Genomic DNA, 18,555 nt, shown 5'->3' with positions numbered 1-18,555 from the left:
GGCGGGGTTCGCAAGCCAGGCAAACTGATTCGCGGGCGGTGCCAGAGTATGCAAGCTGAGGCCGAGAGATTGACGGGCCGAGGGGCTGAGAGCGAGAGGCTAACTAGCTTGGCATCTCCCCGCGCCGCCCGGCCGCCACGCCGAGGCCTGCAAGTGAGAGGCTGACGGGCCGAGGGCCCACAGCCCGAAGACCGACATACCATCAGGCCAATGGGCCAAAGACGTTCTCCCGGCCGACCTCATGCCGGATCTGGGGGCCGAGGAACGGCTGGGATTCGGGGCAATGGGCCGATGGACCGATGGACCATCAAACCAACAGGCCGACGGGCCGACGGGCCGACGGGCCGACAAACCAACAGGCCGAGGTCGCCGCCGCCCTGCGCGACCACGACGGCAGCACCGCCGAGGAGCTGGAAACCGAACTGGGACACTCCCGACGGGCCATCGACCAACGGCCAACAGACCAACGGGCAAGGGCTAACAAGCCGAGGGGGCAACGGGAGCCGACAGAGCGACACCTGACGGGCGAGGAGCCGACAACGCGGGCTTCTGCTGCGGAGGGATCAGTACGTCAGGCGGGCGACCGCGCTGTAGGGCCAGTCGCCGGGGGCGCGGGGGTCGGGTTGGGGGCCGGTCAGGGCTTCTCGGGCGTTGGGGAAGGGGAGGCGGTCGAAGGTTATGGCGGCGGTGAAGATCGAATCGAGGTATTCGGTTTGCCAGCCTTGGGTTTCGAAGTAGGCGATTCCGTTGGGGGGCAGGAAGATCCAGGGGGCGCGTTGGAGTAGATCCTCGTTTCGGTTCGTCATGAGGTTGGCCACTCCGGCGGTGCTGAAGTCCAGGCACCATTGGACCTTGGGGCGGTGGAGGGTGGTGGACAGGGCCGCGACGGCGGGTTCGGGCAGGTACATGAGCAGGCCCTCGGTGAGTACCAGTGCGCGGCGGTCGGCGATCGTGTCGAGAAGTGTTGCGACAGCGACGATGTCGGTTACGTCGAGGGCGGTTCGGATGAGGCGGCAGCGCGGGGTCTCGTCGGTCAGGAGAGTTTCCTTCTCGGCGATGAGGTCGGGGAGGTCGGTTTCGATCCACGTGAGATCGGCGGGGAGGGGCAGGCGGTAGGGGCGAGTGTCTAGGCCCGCGCCCAAGTTCACGATCACCTCGCAGCCCTGGTCGATCGCGGCGGTCACCTGGTCGTCGATGAGTTTGGTTCGGGTGACGAGGAACCAATTGTCGGACATCGAGGATTCGGCGGTCGCGGCGATGGCGCGGCCGCGCGCTCCGGCCAAGCGGTCGGCGAGCGGGTCCTCGAACAAGGCGTCCGGGCGCTCCGACTCCACCGCGCGATGCGCCGCGACCCACCGCGCGGTGTCGGAGACATGGGTTACTGCGGCGTTGGGGACATGGGTTACCGCGCTGTCGGAGACACGAGTGCCCGCTGTGTTGGACACATGGGGTGCCGCGGTGTTGGAGAGATGGGTTGCCGCCGTGTCGGAGGCATGGGTTGCCGCCGTGTCGGAGGCATGGGTTGCCGCCGTGTCGGAGGCATGGGTTGCCGCCGTGTCGGAGGCATGGTTTACCGCCGTGTCGGAGGCATGGTTTACCGCCGTGTCGGAGACATGGTTTACCGCCGTGTCGGAGACATGGTTTACCGCCGTGTCGGAGACATGGGTTATCAAGGGCTGGTGCGGCATTGCGTTCGTCTCCTTTGCACGCCCGGGCGGTCGCCGAGGGTTCGGTACAGGTATAGGGCGTGCTGGAGACGAACGGTGTGGGTTGTGGCCGAGGCCACCGAGTGGTTCAGCGCACGGTGGCGTCGGCTTGTTCGCGGTCGGCGAGGGCGCGCTTCCAGTCGCGGAAGCCCTCCTCGGTGCGGCCGCGGCGCCAGTAGCCGGAGATGGAGGCGAGGTCGGCGGGGACGTCGCGCTCCCGGCGGATGTAGCGGCGCAGATCGTGCATGACGGCCTGGGCCTCGCCGTGGATGAAGACGTGCACGCGGCCCTCGCGCCATGGTTCGGCGCGGACCGCGGCGGCCAGGGCCTCGCCCGGATCGCGGTCGCCGCGGTGGACCCAGGTGAGTTCCACACCGGCGGGGTGTTCGACCGCGATTTCGTCTGCGGCGGAGGCGACTTCGACGAAGACACGACCGACCGCGTCGGCGGGCAGGGCCGCGCAGGCGGCGGCGATGGCGGGCAGCGCCGCCTCGTCACCGGCGAGCAGATGCCAGTCGACGTCGGGGCGCGGGGCGTAGGCGCCGCCGGGGCCCATCAGCTCGATCGGGTCGCCGGGGCGGGCGGCGGCCGCCCAAGGCCCGGCCACGCCCTCGTCGCCGTGGTAGACGAAGTCGATGGCGATCTCCTCGGTCCGGGGATCGACGGAGCGGACGGTGTAGGTGCGCACGACCTCGCCGTCGGGGCGGGGAAAGACGAGCTTGACGTACGCATCGGTGAAGTCGTTGGGCTGGAAGGTCGCGAAGCCGGGGCCGCCGAGCCGGACTCGGATCAGATGATCGGTCAGGCGTTCGGTGCCGCGGACCACGAAGTTGTGGCGGGGACGAGCCAAGGGAGACACCTCCGTATTAGGGTTACCTAAGGATGGTAGCAAGTCGTATCGCTGATAGCTCGCGATATATCTGGCAAGTTTGTCGCGGGGCCAGCAGGATGGGGTCATGTCGGAGCAACGGCCGTTCACCTATGCAGAAGTCGGCGCCACCGCGCGTGAATTCCCGCCCGGTTACGACCATTTCCGGGTGCGTCGGCGGATCGGGTCGGGTCGGAAACGGTTCGAGGCGGCCGCGGCGCAGGTGTTGAGCTATCGAATGCAGCGGGGCACCGGCATCTTTCGCGAGGCGGATACGCCGACGGCGCGGCCGGGCACGGAGCTGACGGTCCGGCTCGGGCTGGGGCCGTTCGGGATGAACGCGCCGTGCCGGGTGATCTACGTGGTCGACGAACCGGATCGCCGCGGCTTCGCCTACGGCACCCTGCCGGGGCATCCGGCGATCGGCGAGGAGTTGTTCGAGGTGGACTACGACCCGGCCGACGATGCGGTCCACGCGACCGTCGCGGCCTTCTCGCGGCCGGGCACCTGGTATCTGCGGCTAGGGGGGCCGATCATGCGCGCGTTTCAGCGACGGTTCGCGGGGAAGTATATCGACGCGCTCGATAGTTGAATGTCGCAGAGCGGCAGGCGGTTTCGCGGTCTGCTATAGCGGCGGACCGGCATGGACGGCGGCACACGAGCAGGTGCCGGGTCGGAGTCGGTGGTGATCACGTCGTTGCCGAGGGTGCTGCGAGCCGGGGGGCGGGCACCTGGTCAGGCGCGGGGGTGGGCTTGGTCGTGGGCCTGGCGGAGGCGGTCTATGGAGATGTGGGTGTAGAGCTGGGTGGTGGCCATGCTGGCGTGGCCGAGGATTTCCTGGACCACGCGGAGGTCGGCGCCGCCTTCGAGGAGGTGGGTGGCGGCGGTGTGGCGGAGGCCGTGTGGGCCGAGGTCGGGGGCGCCGGAGATGGCGGAGACCACTTCGTGGACAACGGTTCTGGCTTGGCGGGGGTCCAGGCGGCGGCCGCGTCTGCCGAGGAGGAGGGCGCGGCCGGAATCGGTGGCGGCCAGTAGGGGGCGGCCGTAGCGGAGCCAGGATTCCAGGGCCTGATCGGCGGGGACGCCGAAGGGGACCGAGCGTTCCTTGTTGCCCTTGCCGAGGACGCGGACCTGGCGGCGTTCGCGGTCCACGTCGTCGATGTCGAGGCCGCAGAGTTCGCTCACGCGAATTCCGGTGGCGTACAACAGTTCCACGATGAGCCGGTCGCGCAGGGCGATCGGATCGTGCTGGGCGGCACCGGATTCCGCCGCGGTCAGGGCCTCGCGTGCCTGGTCGCGGCCCAGGACCGCGGGAAGGACCTTGTGCGGGCGGGGTGAGGCGAGCCGAGGGCCCGGATCGACGGGCAGGCGGCCGGTGCGGGTCAGCCAGGCCGTGAAGGTGCGGGCGGACGAGGCCCGCCGGGACATCGTCGTGCGCGCCGCTCCCCCGGCGCCCTGTTCGGCCAGCCAGGAGCGCAGCAAGGACAGGTCGATCTCCCCCACCCCCGAATCCGCCGCCCGCGCGCACAGATGCAACAGCAGCGAGCGCGCGTCACCGACGTAGGCGCGCACCGTGTGCGCGGATCGGTTGCGGCCCAGACGCAGATGCCGCGCGTACTCCTCCAACAGCTCGGTGAGGTCCTCGGGCAACTCGTCCATGCCTCCACGGTGGCCGACGAGCGTGCGGCAGGCAAGGTCCCGCGCCGGGACCGACGACGCTCGGAGCCGCCTTCGATCTCACTCCGGTGGCGGGCCGGCCAGGATGGCGGTGACTACCTCGACCAGTTCGGGGAGGACCTCGTCGGGGGCGAGGCGGACGCCGGAGATGGCCAGGAGGGTTTGGGTTTGGTGGACGTCGCCCAGGACCTGGAAGGTGAGGGTCATGGCTTGGGCGAGGCGGAAGCGGACGGTGGGGCGGGGGAGGTCGGGGTAGCGGGATTCCAGGAGGGCGGTGAAGCGGACGGCCTGGTCGGTGAAGCCGTCGGCGACCGTGCGGAGGGCGGGGTGGCCGCTGCCGAGGATGCCCGCGATGAATTTGACCCAGGCGCTGCCCTCGCCGACGGCCATCTCCCAGACCGGGAGCACGAAAGCCTCGGCGAGGCCGCGGGCGGTGATCTCGCCGGCGGCCTCCATCTCGTCGAGCAGGGCGGTGCGGCGGCTGGCGACGGCGTCGCTGCGCTGGCGGATGAGCGCCTCGATCAACGCGTCCTTGGAGCCGAAATGGTAGTGCACGGACGCGACATTGGTTCCGGCGGCGGCCATGACCGCGCGCAGCGAGACCGCGTCGACGCCGCGCTCGGCGAACAGCCGTTCCGCGGCCAGCACCAGGCGCTGATCGGTGGGCATCGCCAATTCCTCCGCGCTCACCCGCAACTCGGCCTCGCCGCCCTGTCCATTGGTCACCCGCCGCATTGTAATCACCGGCGGGCCAGCGCCTTCACCGAACTCTATCAAGTGATCTAATCAACTGATAGAGTCCCCCGGCATGAGCACGCTGACCGCTCCCGTGCACGACCTCTCGGGCCTGACCGCACTCGTCACCGGCGACCCGAACGACACGATTCCGGTGGTGGAGGTCTTCACCGGGGAGACGGTGGCGCGGCTGCCGCAGTCCTCGGCGGCCCATGTGGACACCGCCTTCGCCGAAGCCCGTGCGGCGCAGGCGGATTGGGCACGCTGGCCGATGCGGCGGCGCCTGGCGGTGTTCGAACGCTTCCATCGGCTCGTGCTCGAGCACCATCGAACGATCACCGACCTCATCCAGCTCGAGACGGGCAAGGCGCGGCGGATGGCCTTCGAGGAGCTGTGCGATATCCCGATGGCCACCAGTCACTATCTGAAACACGCCGAGCGGATCCTGCGGCCGGTGCGGCATCCGGGCGCGATCCCGTTCGTCAGCACCTCCACCGAGATCCGCAAGCCGCGCGGTGTGGTCGGGGTGATCGCGCCCTGGAACTTCCCGTTCGCCATCGGCTACTGCGATGCGGTGCCCGCGCTGCTGGCGGGCAACGGCGTCGTGCTCAAACCCGACAATCGCACGCCGTTGAGCCCCGCCTACGGTCTGAAGTTGTTGCGGGAGGCCGGGATTCCCGAGGGGCTGGTCCAGATCGTCTGCGGCGACGGCCCGGTGGTGGGTCCGGCGGTGGTGGATCGGGCCGATTTCGTCATGTTCACCGGTTCGGAGGCGACCGGCCGCCGGGTCGCCGCGCAGGCCGCGGGGCGGCTCGTGGAGGCGTGTCTGGAACTGGGCGGCAAGAATCCGATGATCGTGCTGCCCGACGCGAACCTCGACGAGGCCGTCGCGAGTGCCGTCGCGGGCGTGTTCAATAACACCGGGCAGCTGTGCCTGCACATCGAGCGGGTCTACGCCCACGAGTCGGTGTACGCGGCGTTCCGGGAGAAGTTCGTCGCCCGGGTGGGGGCACTGCGCGTCGGCCCGGGCTACGACTTCGACATCGAAATGGGCGGGCTGATCTCCGCGGAGCATCGCGATCGGGTGGCCGCGCAGGTCGAGCAGGCGCGGGAGCGCGGCGCGCGGGTGCTCACCGGCGGCCGGGCCCGGCCCGATCTGGGACCGACCTTCTACGAACCGACCGTGCTCGAAAACGTCACGGCCGGAACCGATCTGTTCGCCGAGGAGACCTTCGGCCCGGTGGTGTCGCTGTATCCGTTCGCGACCGTGGACGAGGCCGTCGCGCGGGCGAACGACACCCGGTACGGGTTGAGCGCCAGCGTGTGGGGCCGGGACCTGGCCGCGGCGCGGGCGGTGGGCGCGCGGCTCGCGGCGGGACACGTGAACGTCAACGACAGCGCGGCGCTGGCGTACGCGGGCAAGAGCGCGCCCTCGGGCGGGCTCGAGGCGTCGGGCATGGGCGTGCGCAACGGCGATCGGGGCCTGCTGAAGTTCACCGAGTCCACCAACGTGGCCACGCTGAAACGTCAGGTGCTGACCCCGCCGCCCGACCGGCCCTACGACCGGTACGTCGATCGCACGGTGCGCACGCTGCGGATGATGCGGCGGTTGCGGCTGCGCTAGCGGCTCAGCCGCCGAGCAGTTCGACCGCGGTGGCCCGCACCGCCTTCTTGTCGAGTTTGCCCAGACCGGTGAGCGGGAGCCGGTCGACGACGAGGACGTGCTTGGGCACCTGCACGGAACCCTTGCGGCGCTTGACCTCCCGCTGGATCTCCTCGGTGATCGTCGCGACCGCCTCGGCTCGTTCGGCGAGGCCGGGTTCGAGCACGATCACGGCCGTGACCGCCTCACCCCAGCGGTCGTCCGGCACGCCGACGACGGCGACGCCCTGCACCTTGGGATGTTCGGCGACAACGTCTTCCACCTCGCGCGGGAACACGTTGAAGCCGCCGGTGACGACCATGTCCTTGCTGCGCCCGACGATGTGCCAGAAGCCGTCCTCGTCCTCGCGCGCGAGATCGCCGGTGTGCAACCAGCCGTCGCGGAAGGTTTCGGCGGTGACCTCGGGCAGGTTCAGGTATCCGGCGGCGAGCAGCGCACCGGACACGCAGATCTCGCCGACCTCACCGGGCGCGACGACCGTGCCGTCGGCGCCGATCAGCGTGGTGCGCAGGGCCGCCGAGGGGCGTCCGCAGGAGGTGAGCCGAGCCGGATCGTGTTCGTCCTTGGCCAAGTAACTGATCGCCATCGGCGCCTCGGATTGGCCGTAGTACTGCGCGAAGATCGGCCCGAAGCGTTCCATGGCCTGGGTGAGGCGGCTCGGATCGATGGCGGAGGCGCCGTAGTAGACGGTCTCGAGCGAGGACAGGTCGCGGGTGTGGATATCAGGATGGTCGAGCAGCGCGTACAGCATCGACGGCACCAGCATGGTTGCGGTGATGCGATGTTCCTCGATGGCGCGCAACACCTCTCCGGCGTCGAAGCGCGGCAGTACCACGGCCTCCCCGCCGAGCAGCACGACCGGCACGAAGAACGCCGCGCCCGCGTGCGAGAGCGGGGTGCAGATGAGGAACTTAGGGCGGCGCGGCCACTCCCATTCCGACAGCTGGATCTGGGTCATGGCCGCCATACCGCCCGCGGTGCCGATGACGCCCTTGGGTTTGCCGGTGGTGCCGCCGGTGTAGCTGACCGAGACGACGAAATCCGGTGGGAGATCGACGGCCTCGATGGGCGCGGGCTCGAATTCGTCGGCGGCCGCGAGCAGGTCGACGCCGACATCGGCGAGTTCGTCGGGCACCGGGCCGAGGACGAGCACCTTGGTCAGGCCCGGCACCCGGTCCACGAGTTCGCGTGCGCGGCGGACGAATTGGGGCAGCGGATCGATGACGAGCGAGGTGATCCCGGCGTCGGTGAGCACGTGGGCGTGGTCGTCGAGCCCGCCCATCGGATGCAGCGCGGTGCGGCGATGCCCGCGGATCTGGCCGGCGGCGATGATGAACAGCACCTCGGGCCGGTTCAGCGCGAGCAGCGCGCTGGGCGTGCCGGTGTCGATGCCGTGCGCGGCGAACGCGGCGGCGTAGCGGCTGAGCGCGTCGATGACGTCGCCGCCGGTGAGCACCGTCTCCCCCAGCGTCATGACCGGATCCCGGCGGTGGCGGCGCAGGCCCGCGAGCAGGGCGTGCCCGTTGTGCGTGGGCAGGCGCAGGCGGGTCGCGGGATCGCTTGCGATGACAGATGTTTCGAGCACTTCTCTCCGATCCTCAGGCATGGCCGCCGCCGGGCGCGGCGTAGATCGTCACGACGCAGGCCCCACCGAGGCCCAGATTGTGCGCCAGCGCCGTCCGGGCGCCGGGGACCTGGCGGTCACCGGCCAGTCCCCGCAGGTGCCAGGACAATTCGGCGGCCTGCGCCAGACCGGTGGCGCCGAGCGGATGTCCCTTGGAGATCAGTCCGCCCGACGGGTTGACCACCAGGTCGCCGCCGTAGGTGGTGGCGCCGGATTCGACGAATGGTCCCGATTCGCCCTCGCCGCACAGTCCGAGCGCCTCGTAGGTGATCAGTTCGTTGATCGAGAAGCAGTCGTGCAGTTCGATCACGTCGATGTCGCCGATGCCGAGGCCCGCGGTGTCGAGGGCGCGGCTCGCGGCGGCGCGGGTCATGGGCGCGCCGACGACGTCGATCATCGAGCCGGTGCCGAAGGCGGCGTCGCCGTCGGTGACCAGCTCCTGGGCGAGGATCTCCACCGCCTGCGCCTCGAGGCCGTGGGCGCGCACGAAGTCCTCGCTGGCGAGTACGGCCGCGCCCGCGCCGTCGGACATGGGCGAGCACTGCGAGCGGGTGAGCGGGCCGTGCACAGGACGGTCGCCGAGCACCTGCTCGAGGGTGTACGGAACCTGGAACTGCGCCAACGGGTTTCGCGTGGAGTGGTCGTGGTTCTTGACCGCCACCCGGGCCAGCTGTTCGGGGGTGGTGCCGTAGCGTTTCATGTGCTCGATCGCCGCGTTGCCGAAGAACTGCGTCGTCAGGGGCGCGGCGGCGAAGTCGTACTGTTCGGCCATCGCGCGCAGGTGCGGATCGACCGTCGTGACCGCGGGTTTGGTGGCCGGGCCCGCCATGGCCTCCTTGGTCATCTGCTCGAATCCGACGGCGAGGGTCACCTCCGCGAGTCCGCCGCCGACCCATTCGCGGGCGAGCATGAGGGCGGTCGAGCCGGTGGCGCAGTTGTTGTTGACGTTGACGATCGGGATGCCGGACAGCCCGATGTCGTAGAGGGCGCGCTGTCCGGCCGTGGACGGCTGGAACACGTAGCCGACCGCGGCGCGCTGGACCTGCTCGTAGCCGATGCCCGCGTCGCCGAGCGCGCCGCGCACGGCCTCGCCCACCATCCGCGGATAGGTCCACTCGCGCGAACCGATCTTGACGAACGGCGTCATGGCGACGCCGACGACGAATACCCGTCGCATACTGCTGTCCTTCCTCACCGTCCGGTGAATCTCGGTTCTCGCTTGTCCACGAACGCCTTTCGGCCCTCGCGCGCGTCGTCGGAGGCGATGACCTCACGGGCGAAGCGGTATTCGATCGCGCGGGCATCCTCCTCGGGCAGCCAGCCGGTGGCCAGCAGCGCGGCCTTGGCGTTGCGCACCGCCAGCGGCGAGTTGCGCGCGACGCGATCGGCGATCTCGTGCGCCTTCGCGAGCGCGCCCCCGCTGGGAACGAGGTGGCCGACGAGGCCGATGGCGAGGGCCTCGGACGCGGTGAGCGGGTCGCCGGTGAGGATCATCTCCATCGCCCGGGTGTAGGGGATCTGCCGTTTCAGCCGGACCGTGGATCCGGCGGCGGGGATGAGGCCGCGCTGCACCTCGGGCAGGCCGAAGGTGGCGTGCTCCTCGGCGACGCGAATGTCGGTCTGCTGCAACATCTCCAGGCCGCCGCCGAGGCAGGCGCCGTTGACGGCGGCGATCAGCGGTTTGGCCAGCGAGCGGGTGAGCAGCAGGCCGCGGCCGATGACGGTGGGGTCGTAGTCGGCGCGGGCGCGGCCATCGGTCATCCAGCCGTCGGACAGATCGCCTCCGACGCAATAGCTTTCGCCCGCGCCGGTCAGGATGGCGACGCGGATGTCGGGGTCGGCGTCGATCTCGTCCCAGGCGTGGGCGAGCAGGCCGATCAGCTCCAGGTCGAGGGCGTTGCGGCGGTGCGGGCGGTTCATGGTGAGCACCGCGACCGCGCCGACGCGCTCCACGAGCAGCGGGGATTCCTTTGTGGCGTTCATGAATTCGGCCGTTCGGCACCGACGACCCACAGGGCGTGGAACTGGGACGCGCCGCCCATGGCGTGTCCGACCGCGCGCCGGGCACCGTCGACCTGATGCTCCCCCGCCAGCCCGCGAACCTGTTGTGCCGCCTCGAGGAAGCGGACCAGGCCGGTGGCTCCGGTGGGGTTGCCGGACAGGACGCCGCCCGAGGGGTTGATGGGCAGCTCGCCGTCGAAGCGGGTGGTGCCGTCGTCGACGAGTTTCCAGCCCTCGTGCAGCGGGGCGAGGCCGATGTTCTCGAGCCACATCGGTTCGTACCAGCTGTAGGGGATGTACAGCTCGGCGACGTCGATCTCGGCGGCCGGGTCGGCGATGCCCGCCTGCCGGTAGGCGTCGGCCGCGCATTCGGCGCCCGCGCGGGGGTTGACCTCGTCGCGTCCGGCGAAGTGGCCGGTCTCGGTGCGCCAGGACATGCCGTGGATCCACGCGGGCGGGCGGGTCGCGGTGTCGGCCTCGGCGGCTCCGGCCAGGACGATGGCGGCGGCGCCGTCGGAGGACGGACAGGATTCGAGGTAGCGGATCGGGTCCCACAGCATCTTGGACTCGCGGACCTTCTCGACGGTGATGTCCGGCATGTGCACGTGCGCAAAGGGATTGCGCAGCGCGTTGAGCCGGTGGTTCACCGCCACCTGCCAGCCGATGTGCTCGGGCGCCCGGGAGCGGCGGATGTATTCGCGGATCACCGGGGCGAAGTGGCCGCCCGCACCGGCGCCCAACCGCGCGCTGAAGGGCAGGCCGCGCGACAGCGCCCAGGTGAAATTGCCCTCGGACTCCTTGGAATACGCCGCGACGAGCACGCGCCGGGCGAGGCCGGCCTCGATCAGATGGGCGCCGTAGATGGCCGCGTGTCCGCCGACGCTGCCGCCGGTGAATACGCGGGTCACCGGCAGGCCGCGCGCGCCGAGCGCGTCGGCGAGGTAGAGCTCCGGATTCATCACGCCGTCGAACAGGTCCGGGGTCTTGGACAATACGACCGCGTCGACCTCGCCGAGTTCGAGTTCCGCGTCGGCGAGCGCCGCGGCCACCGCCTCGCGGACCAGTGCGCCGATGGTCACCTCCCGGCGTTTGGCCTGTTTGCCCTGGCCGATGCCGACGACGGCTATGGGTTCAGCCACGGGCGTCTCCTTCCAGGAGGCAGACCAGATTCTGTTGCAGCGCTTGGCCGTTGGTGGCGTGGGCGAGGGCGCGATCGGCGCGGCCGGTGCGCACCGCGCGGGCCGCCTCGGCCAGGCGCAGCAGGCCGGTGGCGGTGGTGGGGCGACCGGCCAGCGGGCCGCCGGAGGGGTTGATCGCCGTCGTCGGGCCGAGGCCGAATTCCCTTGCCAGCAGCGGTTCCTGCGCGGAGTACTCGATGTGCAGTTCGGCGAGGTCGGTGTCGGCGGCGGTGAAGCCCGCGGACTTCGCGGCCTCGGCCGCTGCCCGCTGGGCCGAGGGGGATCGGGTCAGGTCGCGGGAACCCGGATAGTGGGTGTCCATGCGGTGATCGATGCCGCGCACCCAGGCGGGGCGGTCGGTGAGCGAGCGCGCGACGTCGCCCGCGGCGAGGACGACGACCGCCGACGCGTCGCCGACGGGCGCGATGTCGTGGGCACGCAGCGGCGAGGCGACATACGGTTTCGTGAGCAGCTCGTCGATGTCGTGCTCGCCGCTGATCTGGGCGTGCGGATTCGACCTGGCATCGGCCAGGCTGCGTGCCACGATCTCCGCCATCCGCCGCTCCGAGACGATCCCGGCCTGTCGCAGCGCGCAGGCTTGCAGGCCGCCGATCGCATCCTGGTGCGGACGCAGCGGGGTGAGCAAGTACGGATCCAACTGAGTGGGAACGACCTGGTCCAGATCGCTCGGCAGGGAGCCGCGGCCGATGCCGTAGACCAGGGCGATATCGCCGTGGCCCAGTTGCAGCCACGCCCACGCCTCGTAGAACGCCCACGCGGCGTCCATCTCCACATGCGATTCCGAGATCGGCGGCCACGCGCCGACCGCGTCGAGGGAATCGATGTAGGCGAAGGTGCGGCCCTCGTGGAAGTCGTGGCTGCCGGAGACCACGAAATCGACTCGGTCCCTGGGCAATTCGATGCTCGCCAGGGCCTCACGGATGACGGGCAGCAGGATGCCCGCCATATCGTCGCGGCGGTTGGCGGCCAGGCACGGGGATTGGGCGCTGGCGACGACGGCGACCTCACGCATGTGGCACCTCCGCGACGGGCCGGTAGTGGCGGATGCTCATCCAGGACGGTTCGAGGGTGTCGCCCTCGGCCCAGACCGGTTCGACCGCCATGCCGATGTGGACGTCGGCGATGTCGACCTCGCGGATCAGATGCATCAGGCGGGTGTCCGCGCCGTGCGGTTGGATGTAGGCGACGACATAGGGCGGATCGATGGTCTGGCCCGGGAACGGGAAGCTGACCACGCAGAAGGTCGAGACCGTGCCGCGCCCGTCGAGTTCGGCGGGCTGGTCGAGTTCGACGAGGCAGCGCGCGCAGAACTCGGGGGCGGGTAGGTAGACGTGTTCGCAGGACGGGCAGGTGCGGGCCAGCAGGCGGCGCTGCGCCAGGCCGCGCAGGAAGGTGGAGCGGCCGGTGCCCGCGACGAAGGTGTACTCCATGCGCAGCGGGGTCGGCATCAGCCGAATCGGTTCGGGCAGTGGGCGATTCACGGGGCGACCTCCGGTTCGAAGCAGATCAGGTCGCGCATCTCCCCGCGGCGTTCGTCGGCCCAGCGTGCCCGCACGCGCAGCCCCGGCCGGGGCACGGACGGATCGCCGCCGGTGTCGAGGGCGTGGAAGAACGTGCCCTCCGCCCCGCCGACGCGGATCAGCGCCCAGGCGAAATCGCGGTCGACCGGATCGCCGGGCCGATGCGGCACCCAGGTCCAGGATTCGACGACGCCGACCGGTTCCAGATCGACCAGTTCGGTCAGCTCCTGCCCGGTCACGGGATCGAATTCGGCGGGCGGGCACACCACGGTGCCGCGCGGGGTCCGTGCACCCAGCAGTCGCGCGTCGCGCAGGCCGCCGAGGAACGTTCCGAGGACCGGCCCGACCGTCCGCTCGAACGGGAACTCGATCTCGTAAGGGGCGCACAGGCTCTCATCGCCGCGTGCGGTCATCGGACAACTCCTCTCGTCGTGTGGAGTGTGCCTCAATCAGATGATTCAATCAAGTGATTGAGGAATCGGGGTTCGCGGCATACGCTGCTCGCGTCGTCGACTGAAGGGCATGGGCATGGCACGGACACCGAGGCGCGTCGGATCGGCTGGGCGCGTCGTGGTCATCACGGGTGGGGCGCGGAGCATCGGAACGGCCACGGCGCGAGCGTTTCTCGCGACCGGGGCGAAGGTGGCCATCGGGGACATCGACGCGGATCTGGTCGCCGAGACCGCGGTCGCGCTGGGCGGCGGCGTGGTGGGCCTGCCCCTCGATGTGAGCGACAGTGGTTCGTTCGCCGCCTTTCTCGATGCCGCCGAGCGGGAGCTGGGTCCGCTCGACGTGCTGGTGAACAATGCGGGGATCATGCCGTCGGGGTTGTTCGCCGACGAGCCCGAGGCGATGACGGATCGGATCCTCGACATCAATGTGCGCGGGGTGATGACGGGGACGCGACTGGCCTTGCAGCGCTTCGTGCCGCGCGGGAGCGGACATCTGATCAATATCGCCTCGCTCGCCGGGACCGCGGGCATTCCCGGCCTCGCCACCTATTGCGCGAGCAAGCACGCCGTCGTCGGGTTCACCGAGGCGGTCCATCTGGAACTGGCCGACTCCGGTATCCAGGTGACCGCCGTGCTGCCGGGCAATGTCCGCACCGAGTTGTCGGCGGGGGCGAATATGCCGGAGTGGATGCTGCGCGTGACCACGCTGGACCCGGAGGACGTCGCCGACGCAATTGTCGGCTGCATCGGCCGCAACCGCCCCTTGGTCACGGTGCCGCGGTCGTTGGGTCCGGTGATCCGGCTGAGTTCGCTGCTGCCGTACCGCGTTCGGCGGGTGACGTCGGAGTTGAGCGGGATGACGACGGCGTTCACGAAGCCGGATGCGGCGGCTCGGGCGGCTTATCATCGGCGGATTCGGTTGGGCTAGTGCGGGTCTGGGCCTCCCATTGAAGAGTCGGAAATTCCGTCTCCGACCCTGAGCTCTATCTCCCGCAGGAGATTGCGACGGACTTGATGCGAGTCCTTCAATACGATCCCCTGGCGCCAGGCCAGTTCGAAGTACGAACGGAAGAGCTGAGCTATCGCCGCACCCTCTATCCGGAAATACCGGTTCTCGAAGGAGGTCGTGGCCATGACCGCCACGAGCACCTCGACTCCATCGAATACGAAGAACTGCAAGAGCGGTGGGGTGCCCTGATGCGAATAATCGAAGAACCTCAGATGATAGTTCGGCAGGTTTCGGTCGAACAACTTCTTCACTTTTCCGATGCGCGCCCCGTCCGGAAAGGACATTATCTCTCGGTAAACCAGAGTGGACCGGTTGCCCCGCCCGCCACACGCTTGGACGACAGCATTCGTATACGCCTCGTAAGCACGTGTCGTCGCGATCGAGGTCTGCGCGGGCGATACGACACCCCATGTCAGATCGTCGATCGAGGTTCGAGCATTGAGGATGAGATCGACGATGCACCGATAGTACGAGGCGGTGTCGGCGATCTCGCGAAACTTCACGCCATTGACGGCCTCCCGCATTTCACCCGCGATGAGTTGGGTCAGCTTCTCCATTTCTTTGCCGCTGTTCCACGAGACCACCGCTATATGGGTGATGATCACACCCACGGCCAGTAGCGTGAGTACGGGCACGCGACCTTTCAACCAGGAGGCCCCGTCCAGCGCACCGGAAAGATCCAAGGCCGAGATGGCGAGCGCCAAGCCCGCAAGCACCGCCAACGTACCCGACTCGAGCTTCTTCGACATTCCCCACCGAACACCTATGAGATATGTGGGCTCAACGGTACAGGACAACCGCTTTCGGAGGAGGCGAACGCTGATTCGTCCCATGAAGGGGCGATCAGCTGTGCCTCGAGGTCGTCTCGACGCAGCGGGGCCGCGAATGGCGCGATTCCGAAAATCATTCGGAATCACCGAGTTCGACGGTCGAAGCCGCCGGGGCTCGGCGGACAGCGGACACAGATACCCATCGACTGATTCATCGGTTGCGACGGGCGCGGCGAATGCGGTTTCATCGTGGGTCTCCTTCTATGCGGTGCCAGCCCGAGGAGTCGCAGGCGATCAGGCCCGCTAGTTCTAGGGCGGGGAGGGTGGCTCGGATGGTGGGGAGGGGGAGGCCGGTTCGGGTGGCCAGGTCGGTGGGTTGGTGGGAGCCGGATTTGGGGAGGGCTTCGTAGATGGTGGATTCTTCGGGGGTCAGGGGGGTGGGGGTTGGGAGGGGGAGGCGGAGGGGGCCTGCTTCGGCCAGGACCTCTTCGGCCTTGGTGACGAGGAGGGCCTCGCCCTCGCGGATCATGCGGTGGCAGCCGACCGAGGAGGCGGCGGTGACCGGGCCGGGGACGGCGAGGGCCGGGCGGCCCAGGCGGCGGGCCCATTTGACGGTGTTGCGGGCGCCGCTGCGCAGGCCCGCCTCGACGACCAGGACGCCGTCGGCGAGGGCGGCGACGAGGCGGTTGCGGGCCAGGAAGTGATGTTTGTGGGCGGGGCTGGCGGGTGGGTATTCGCTGATCACCAGGCCGGTGTCGGCGATCTCGGACAGGAGTCGGTCGTGTTGGGCGGGGTACGGGCGGTCCACGCCGCAGGCGAGGACGGCGACGGTCGTTCCGCCACAGGCCAATGCGGTGCGGTGGGCGGTGCCGTCGATGCCGAAGGCCGCCCCCGAGACGATGGTCCAGTGGCGGTCGACGAGGTCACCGACGATCTCGCCGGTCACCCGTTCGCCGTAGCCGCTGCTGCATCGCGCGCCCACGACGGCGATGGCCTGTTCGGTGGCCTCGAGCAGGGATAGCGGGCCGCGTGCCCAGAGCACCAGCGGCGGTGCGGCGTCGGCGTCGCGGCCGGGGTCCAGGCGGCTCAGGGCGAGGAGGCGCCAGGCGGGCCATTCCGGGTCGTCGGGGGTGATCACGCGGCCGCCCAGGTGGGTGACGAGATCGAGATCGGCCTGCGCGCAATCGGTTTCGCGGCGCTTCTCGGTGGGGCGGCGCAGCGATTCCGGCAGTGCGCACTCCCGCACCGCGCGCGCCGCCTCCACCACGCCGACCTGCTCGATCAGCGCGGACAGGGCCGGGCACGGGCCCTGCACCACCCGGGACAGATACACCCACGCCAGCCGCCGCCGGTCGGCGTCGAGCGGGACCACATTCTCGTCGCGCCCGAACATCGCTCCCCCTCGCGTCATCGTCGTCACAGCGCACCGCGCTGCCGAAAGTTCAACGCCTGCATGACATCCTGGGCGCTGGGCACCTCACCGCCGCGCAGATCGCAGATCGTCCACGCCACCCGGATCGCGCGATCCGCGCCGCGGGCGGACATGCGGCCCTGCCGCAGAGCGCTCTCCACGGGTACGAGCGACTCGCGCGGCAACCGGAAGCGTTGGCGCAGAACGTGACCCGGGACCTCGCCGTTGGCCGACCAGCCGAAGTCGCGCCAGCGCCGGGCCGCCGTCGCGCGCGCCGCGGTGACTCGGGCGCGGACGACCTCGCTGCTCTCGGCCTCGGAGGCGGCGAACGCGCCCGCGGCCTGGCCGTGCATCTGCACCCAGATATCGATCCGATCCATCAGCGGCCCCGACAGTTTGCCCAGATAACGGCGGCGAGCCAGCGGCGCGCAGATGCAGTCGACGTCGCGGGCCGGGGCGCACGGGCACGGATTGGCCGCCAGGATCAACTGGAAGCGGGCCGGGTAGCGCGCGACGCCGTCGCGGCGGGCGATGCGAACCTCGCCCTCCTCCAACGGGGTTCGCAGCGCCTCCAGGACCTTGGTTCCGATCTCGGCGCATTCGTCGAGGAAGAGAACTCCGCGATGGGCCCGGCTCACCGCGCCCGGCCGCGCCGAACCCGAGCCGCCGCCGACGATCGCGCTCACCGAGGTGGAGTGGTGCGGGGCGACGAAGGGCGGGGAGGTGATCAGGGGATGGTCCGGGGGTAGCGTGCCCGCGACCGAGTGGATCGCCGTCACCTCGAGGGCCTCGCGGTCGGTGAGCGGCGGCAACAGGCCCGGAAGACGTTGAGCCAGCATGGTTTTGCCGATGCCGGGTGGGCCGGTGAGCAGGAGATGGTGGCCGCCCGCCGCGGCGACCTCCAGCGCCCAGCGCGCCTCGTCCTGACCCACCACCTCGTTGAGATCGCCGTAGGAGCCGGGCGCCGCGCTCAGCGGGCCGTCGGGACCGCGTAACTCGCCCTCGGCGCGGAGCCAGTCGATCAGCTCGCGCAGGGTCTCCGCGCCCAGAACCGTGATGCCGTCGACCAAGCCGGCCTCGGTCAGACCCGAACCGGGGACCACCACGGTCGTGCGGCCCGCGCCGCGCGCGGCCAGGACCGCGGGCAGGATGCCGCGCACGCGCCGCACCCGGCCGTCGAGCGCGAGCTCGCCGAGCAGGGCCGTGCCTACCAGCCGCTCCCCCGGAATCGCCGAATTCGCGTCCAGCACAGCCACTGCCAGGGCTAGGTCGTAGACGCTGCCGACCTTGGGCAGCGTCGCCGGGGACAGCGCGAGGATGACCCGGCCGTCGGGCCACTTCTCCCCCGAATTGGTGACCGCCGCCCGCACGCGGTCGCGCGACTCCTGGAGGGTGGTGTCGGGCAGGCCGACCAGATGCACCGACGGCAGGCCCTGACCGATATCGGCCTCGATCTCGACGAGCTGGCCCTCCAAACCGGTGACCGCCACCGAAAACGCCCGTCCCAGAGCCATCTCAGAACACCGCCTCGAGGTGTTCGATCACGGGTTCGCGGTCGGGCAGCAGCAGCACCGACACCACGTCGAAGCGGACGCGCCGCCAGACACCGGGATGCTCTTTGAGCCAGAGCACGGCCAGACGTCTGATGCGTTGCTGTTTGGCCCAGGTGACGGCCTCCGCGGGACGGCCGAAGGTCAGGCCGGTGCGGGTCTTCACCTCCACGAACGCGGTCACCGCCGCGTCCCGGGCGATCAGATCCAGTTCGCCGTGTCTACAGCGCCAGTTCCGATCGACGATTCGCATTCCGGCGTCGCGTAGGTAGCGGGCCGCCAGTTCCTCACCGTGTGCGCCGAGCGCCAGTTTGTCTGCCACCCGCTCAGCATGGCTCGTCCGGCGGGCTCGGTCGGGGGCGCGACCTGG

18 protein-coding genes are annotated in these 18,555 nt (G+C 69.9%); 3 read left to right on the top strand and 15 right to left on the bottom strand.

Features of this window, described 5'->3' with window-relative positions:
* Positions 1–563 precede the first annotated feature (563 nt).
* Entirely contained in the window at positions 564–1,445 is an 882-nt protein-coding gene (locus ACFYTQ_RS01070) for a class I SAM-dependent methyltransferase (RefSeq protein WP_387355986.1), read from the bottom strand.
* Positions 1,446–1,794: 349 nt separating this feature from the next.
* Complete coding sequence (locus ACFYTQ_RS01065; protein ID WP_387355984.1) at positions 1,795–2,556, bottom strand: siderophore-interacting protein; 762 nt, start codon at positions 2,554–2,556, stop codon at positions 1,795–1,797.
* A gap of 106 nt (positions 2,557–2,662) precedes the next feature.
* Between ACFYTQ_RS01065 and ACFYTQ_RS01060 the strand changes: the two genes are divergently transcribed.
* Positions 2,663–3,166: a DUF1990 family protein gene (locus ACFYTQ_RS01060; RefSeq protein WP_387355982.1), complete on the top strand. Its 504-nt coding sequence runs from the start codon at positions 2,663–2,665 to the stop codon at positions 3,164–3,166.
* Between the two features lie 143 nt (positions 3,167–3,309).
* Here the strand turns inward: ACFYTQ_RS01060 and ACFYTQ_RS01055 are convergent, their stop codons facing one another.
* Both ACFYTQ_RS01055 and ACFYTQ_RS01050 read right to left on the bottom strand, forming a co-directional pair.
* Positions 3,310–4,233, bottom strand: coding sequence for a tyrosine recombinase XerC (locus ACFYTQ_RS01055; RefSeq protein WP_387355981.1), 924 nt, complete (start codon positions 4,231–4,233; stop codon positions 3,310–3,312).
* 78 nt (positions 4,234–4,311) lie between these two features.
* Positions 4,312–4,986, bottom strand: coding sequence for a TetR/AcrR family transcriptional regulator (locus ACFYTQ_RS01050; protein ID WP_387355979.1), 675 nt, complete (start codon positions 4,984–4,986; stop codon positions 4,312–4,314).
* Positions 4,987–5,059: 73 nt separating this feature from the next.
* On the opposite strand from ACFYTQ_RS01050, the gene ACFYTQ_RS01045 reads away from it, so the two are divergent.
* A complete protein-coding gene (locus ACFYTQ_RS01045) occupies positions 5,060–6,610 on the top strand; it encodes a succinic semialdehyde dehydrogenase (protein ID WP_387355978.1) in 1,551 nt (516 codons plus the stop codon).
* Between the two features lie 4 nt (positions 6,611–6,614).
* Here ACFYTQ_RS01045 and fadD8 read toward each other — a convergent pair whose 3' ends face one another.
* Genes fadD8 through ACFYTQ_RS01010 form a run of 7 tightly spaced genes read right to left on the bottom strand, consistent with a single transcriptional unit; the run spans position 6,615 to position 13,406 of the window.
* On the bottom strand, positions 6,615–8,234 hold the full coding sequence (gene fadD8 / locus ACFYTQ_RS01040) for a fatty-acid--CoA ligase FadD8 (RefSeq protein ID WP_387355976.1): 1,620 nt from the start codon (positions 8,232–8,234) through the stop codon (positions 6,615–6,617).
* A 13-nt stretch (positions 8,235–8,247) separates the two neighbouring features.
* The gene (locus tag ACFYTQ_RS01035; RefSeq protein ID WP_387355974.1) at positions 8,248–9,450 is read right to left on the bottom strand and encodes a Nonspecific lipid-transfer protein; all 1,203 of its coding nucleotides are present in this window, start codon (positions 9,448–9,450) and stop codon (positions 8,248–8,250) included.
* Between the two features lie 14 nt (positions 9,451–9,464).
* Entirely contained in the window at positions 9,465–10,256 is a 792-nt protein-coding gene (locus ACFYTQ_RS01030; RefSeq protein ID WP_387355972.1) for an enoyl-CoA hydratase-related protein, read from the bottom strand.
* Positions 10,253–11,413, bottom strand: coding sequence for a thiolase domain-containing protein (locus ACFYTQ_RS01025; protein WP_387355970.1), 1,161 nt, complete (start codon positions 11,411–11,413; stop codon positions 10,253–10,255). The genes ACFYTQ_RS01030 and ACFYTQ_RS01025 overlap by 4 nt, the downstream gene beginning before the upstream one ends.
* A complete protein-coding gene (locus tag ACFYTQ_RS01020) occupies positions 11,406–12,485 on the bottom strand; it encodes a lipid-transfer protein (protein ID WP_387355968.1) in 1,080 nt (359 codons plus the stop codon). Before ACFYTQ_RS01020 ends, ACFYTQ_RS01025 begins: the two co-directional genes overlap by 8 nt.
* Entirely contained in the window at positions 12,478–12,921 is a 444-nt protein-coding gene (locus tag ACFYTQ_RS01015; protein ID WP_387356963.1) for a Zn-ribbon domain-containing OB-fold protein, read from the bottom strand. Before ACFYTQ_RS01015 ends, ACFYTQ_RS01020 begins: the two co-directional genes overlap by 8 nt.
* 29 nt (positions 12,922–12,950) lie before the next feature.
* The gene (locus tag ACFYTQ_RS01010) at positions 12,951–13,406 is read right to left on the bottom strand and encodes a Zn-ribbon domain-containing OB-fold protein (RefSeq protein WP_387355966.1); all 456 of its coding nucleotides are present in this window, start codon (positions 13,404–13,406) and stop codon (positions 12,951–12,953) included.
* Positions 13,407–13,521: 115 nt separating this feature from the next.
* Between ACFYTQ_RS01010 and ACFYTQ_RS01005 the strand changes: the two genes are divergently transcribed.
* A complete protein-coding gene (locus ACFYTQ_RS01005; RefSeq protein WP_387355964.1) occupies positions 13,522–14,373 on the top strand; it encodes an SDR family oxidoreductase in 852 nt (283 codons plus the stop codon).
* Here ACFYTQ_RS01005 and ACFYTQ_RS01000 read toward each other — a convergent pair.
* From ACFYTQ_RS01000 to ACFYTQ_RS00985, 4 genes are all read right to left on the bottom strand, one after another.
* Complete coding sequence (locus tag ACFYTQ_RS01000; protein ID WP_387355962.1) at positions 14,370–15,203, bottom strand: hypothetical protein; 834 nt, start codon at positions 15,201–15,203, stop codon at positions 14,370–14,372. The two genes, ACFYTQ_RS01005 and ACFYTQ_RS01000, sit on opposite strands and share 4 nt — an antisense overlap.
* A gap of 265 nt (positions 15,204–15,468) precedes the next feature.
* Positions 15,469–16,617, bottom strand: coding sequence for a DNA-processing protein DprA (gene dprA, locus ACFYTQ_RS00995; protein WP_387355960.1), 1,149 nt, complete (start codon positions 16,615–16,617; stop codon positions 15,469–15,471).
* Positions 16,618–16,640: 23 nt separating this feature from the next.
* Positions 16,641–18,149, bottom strand: coding sequence for a YifB family Mg chelatase-like AAA ATPase (locus ACFYTQ_RS00990; RefSeq protein WP_387355958.1), 1,509 nt, complete (start codon positions 18,147–18,149; stop codon positions 16,641–16,643).
* A 1-nt stretch (position 18,150) separates the two neighbouring features.
* Positions 18,151–18,507, bottom strand: a complete 357-nt coding sequence (locus tag ACFYTQ_RS00985) for a YraN family protein (protein WP_387355957.1) — start codon at positions 18,505–18,507, stop codon at positions 18,151–18,153.
* Between the last annotated feature and the right edge of the window lie 48 nt (positions 18,508–18,555).

This window comes from Nocardia sp. NPDC004068, from assembly GCF_042874315.1.
GTDB lineage: Bacteria > Actinomycetota > Actinomycetes > Mycobacteriales > Mycobacteriaceae > Nocardia.
The sequence above is the reverse complement of the archived record's forward strand: the minus strand, read 5'-3'. Positions and strand labels throughout refer to the sequence as shown.

What these genes read in the sequence shown, in the direction of transcription:
- ACFYTQ_RS01020 (WP_387355968.1), bottom strand. Translation starts at nt 12,485, where the DNA reads ATGCGTGAGGTCGCCGTCGTCGCCAGCGCCCAATCCCCGTGCCTGGCC.
- ACFYTQ_RS01050 (WP_387355979.1), bottom strand. Translation starts at nt 4,986, where the DNA reads ATGCGGCGGGTGACCAATGGACAGGGCGGCGAGGCCGAGTTGCGGGTG.
- dprA (WP_387355960.1), bottom strand. Translation starts at nt 16,617, where the DNA reads ATGTTCGGGCGCGACGAGAATGTGGTCCCGCTCGACGCCGACCGGCGG.
- ACFYTQ_RS01055 (WP_387355981.1), bottom strand. Translation starts at nt 4,233, where the DNA reads ATGGACGAGTTGCCCGAGGACCTCACCGAGCTGTTGGAGGAGTACGCG.
- ACFYTQ_RS01045 (WP_387355978.1), top strand. Translation starts at nt 5,060, where the DNA reads ATGAGCACGCTGACCGCTCCCGTGCACGACCTCTCGGGCCTGACCGCA.
- ACFYTQ_RS00990 (WP_387355958.1), bottom strand. Translation starts at nt 18,149, where the DNA reads ATGGCTCTGGGACGGGCGTTTTCGGTGGCGGTCACCGGTTTGGAGGGC.
- ACFYTQ_RS01005 (WP_387355964.1), top strand. Translation starts at nt 13,522, where the DNA reads ATGGCACGGACACCGAGGCGCGTCGGATCGGCTGGGCGCGTCGTGGTC.
- ACFYTQ_RS01010 (WP_387355966.1), bottom strand. Translation starts at nt 13,406, where the DNA reads ATGACCGCACGCGGCGATGAGAGCCTGTGCGCCCCTTACGAGATCGAG.
- ACFYTQ_RS01035 (WP_387355974.1), bottom strand. Translation starts at nt 9,450, where the DNA reads ATGCGACGGGTATTCGTCGTCGGCGTCGCCATGACGCCGTTCGTCAAG.
- ACFYTQ_RS01060 (WP_387355982.1), top strand. Translation starts at nt 2,663, where the DNA reads ATGTCGGAGCAACGGCCGTTCACCTATGCAGAAGTCGGCGCCACCGCG.
- ACFYTQ_RS01000 (WP_387355962.1), bottom strand. Translation starts at nt 15,203, where the DNA reads ATGTCGAAGAAGCTCGAGTCGGGTACGTTGGCGGTGCTTGCGGGCTTG.
- ACFYTQ_RS01015 (WP_387356963.1), bottom strand. Translation starts at nt 12,921, where the DNA reads ATGCCGACCCCGCTGCGCATGGAGTACACCTTCGTCGCGGGCACCGGC.
- ACFYTQ_RS01030 (WP_387355972.1), bottom strand. Translation starts at nt 10,256, where the DNA reads ATGAACGCCACAAAGGAATCCCCGCTGCTCGTGGAGCGCGTCGGCGCG.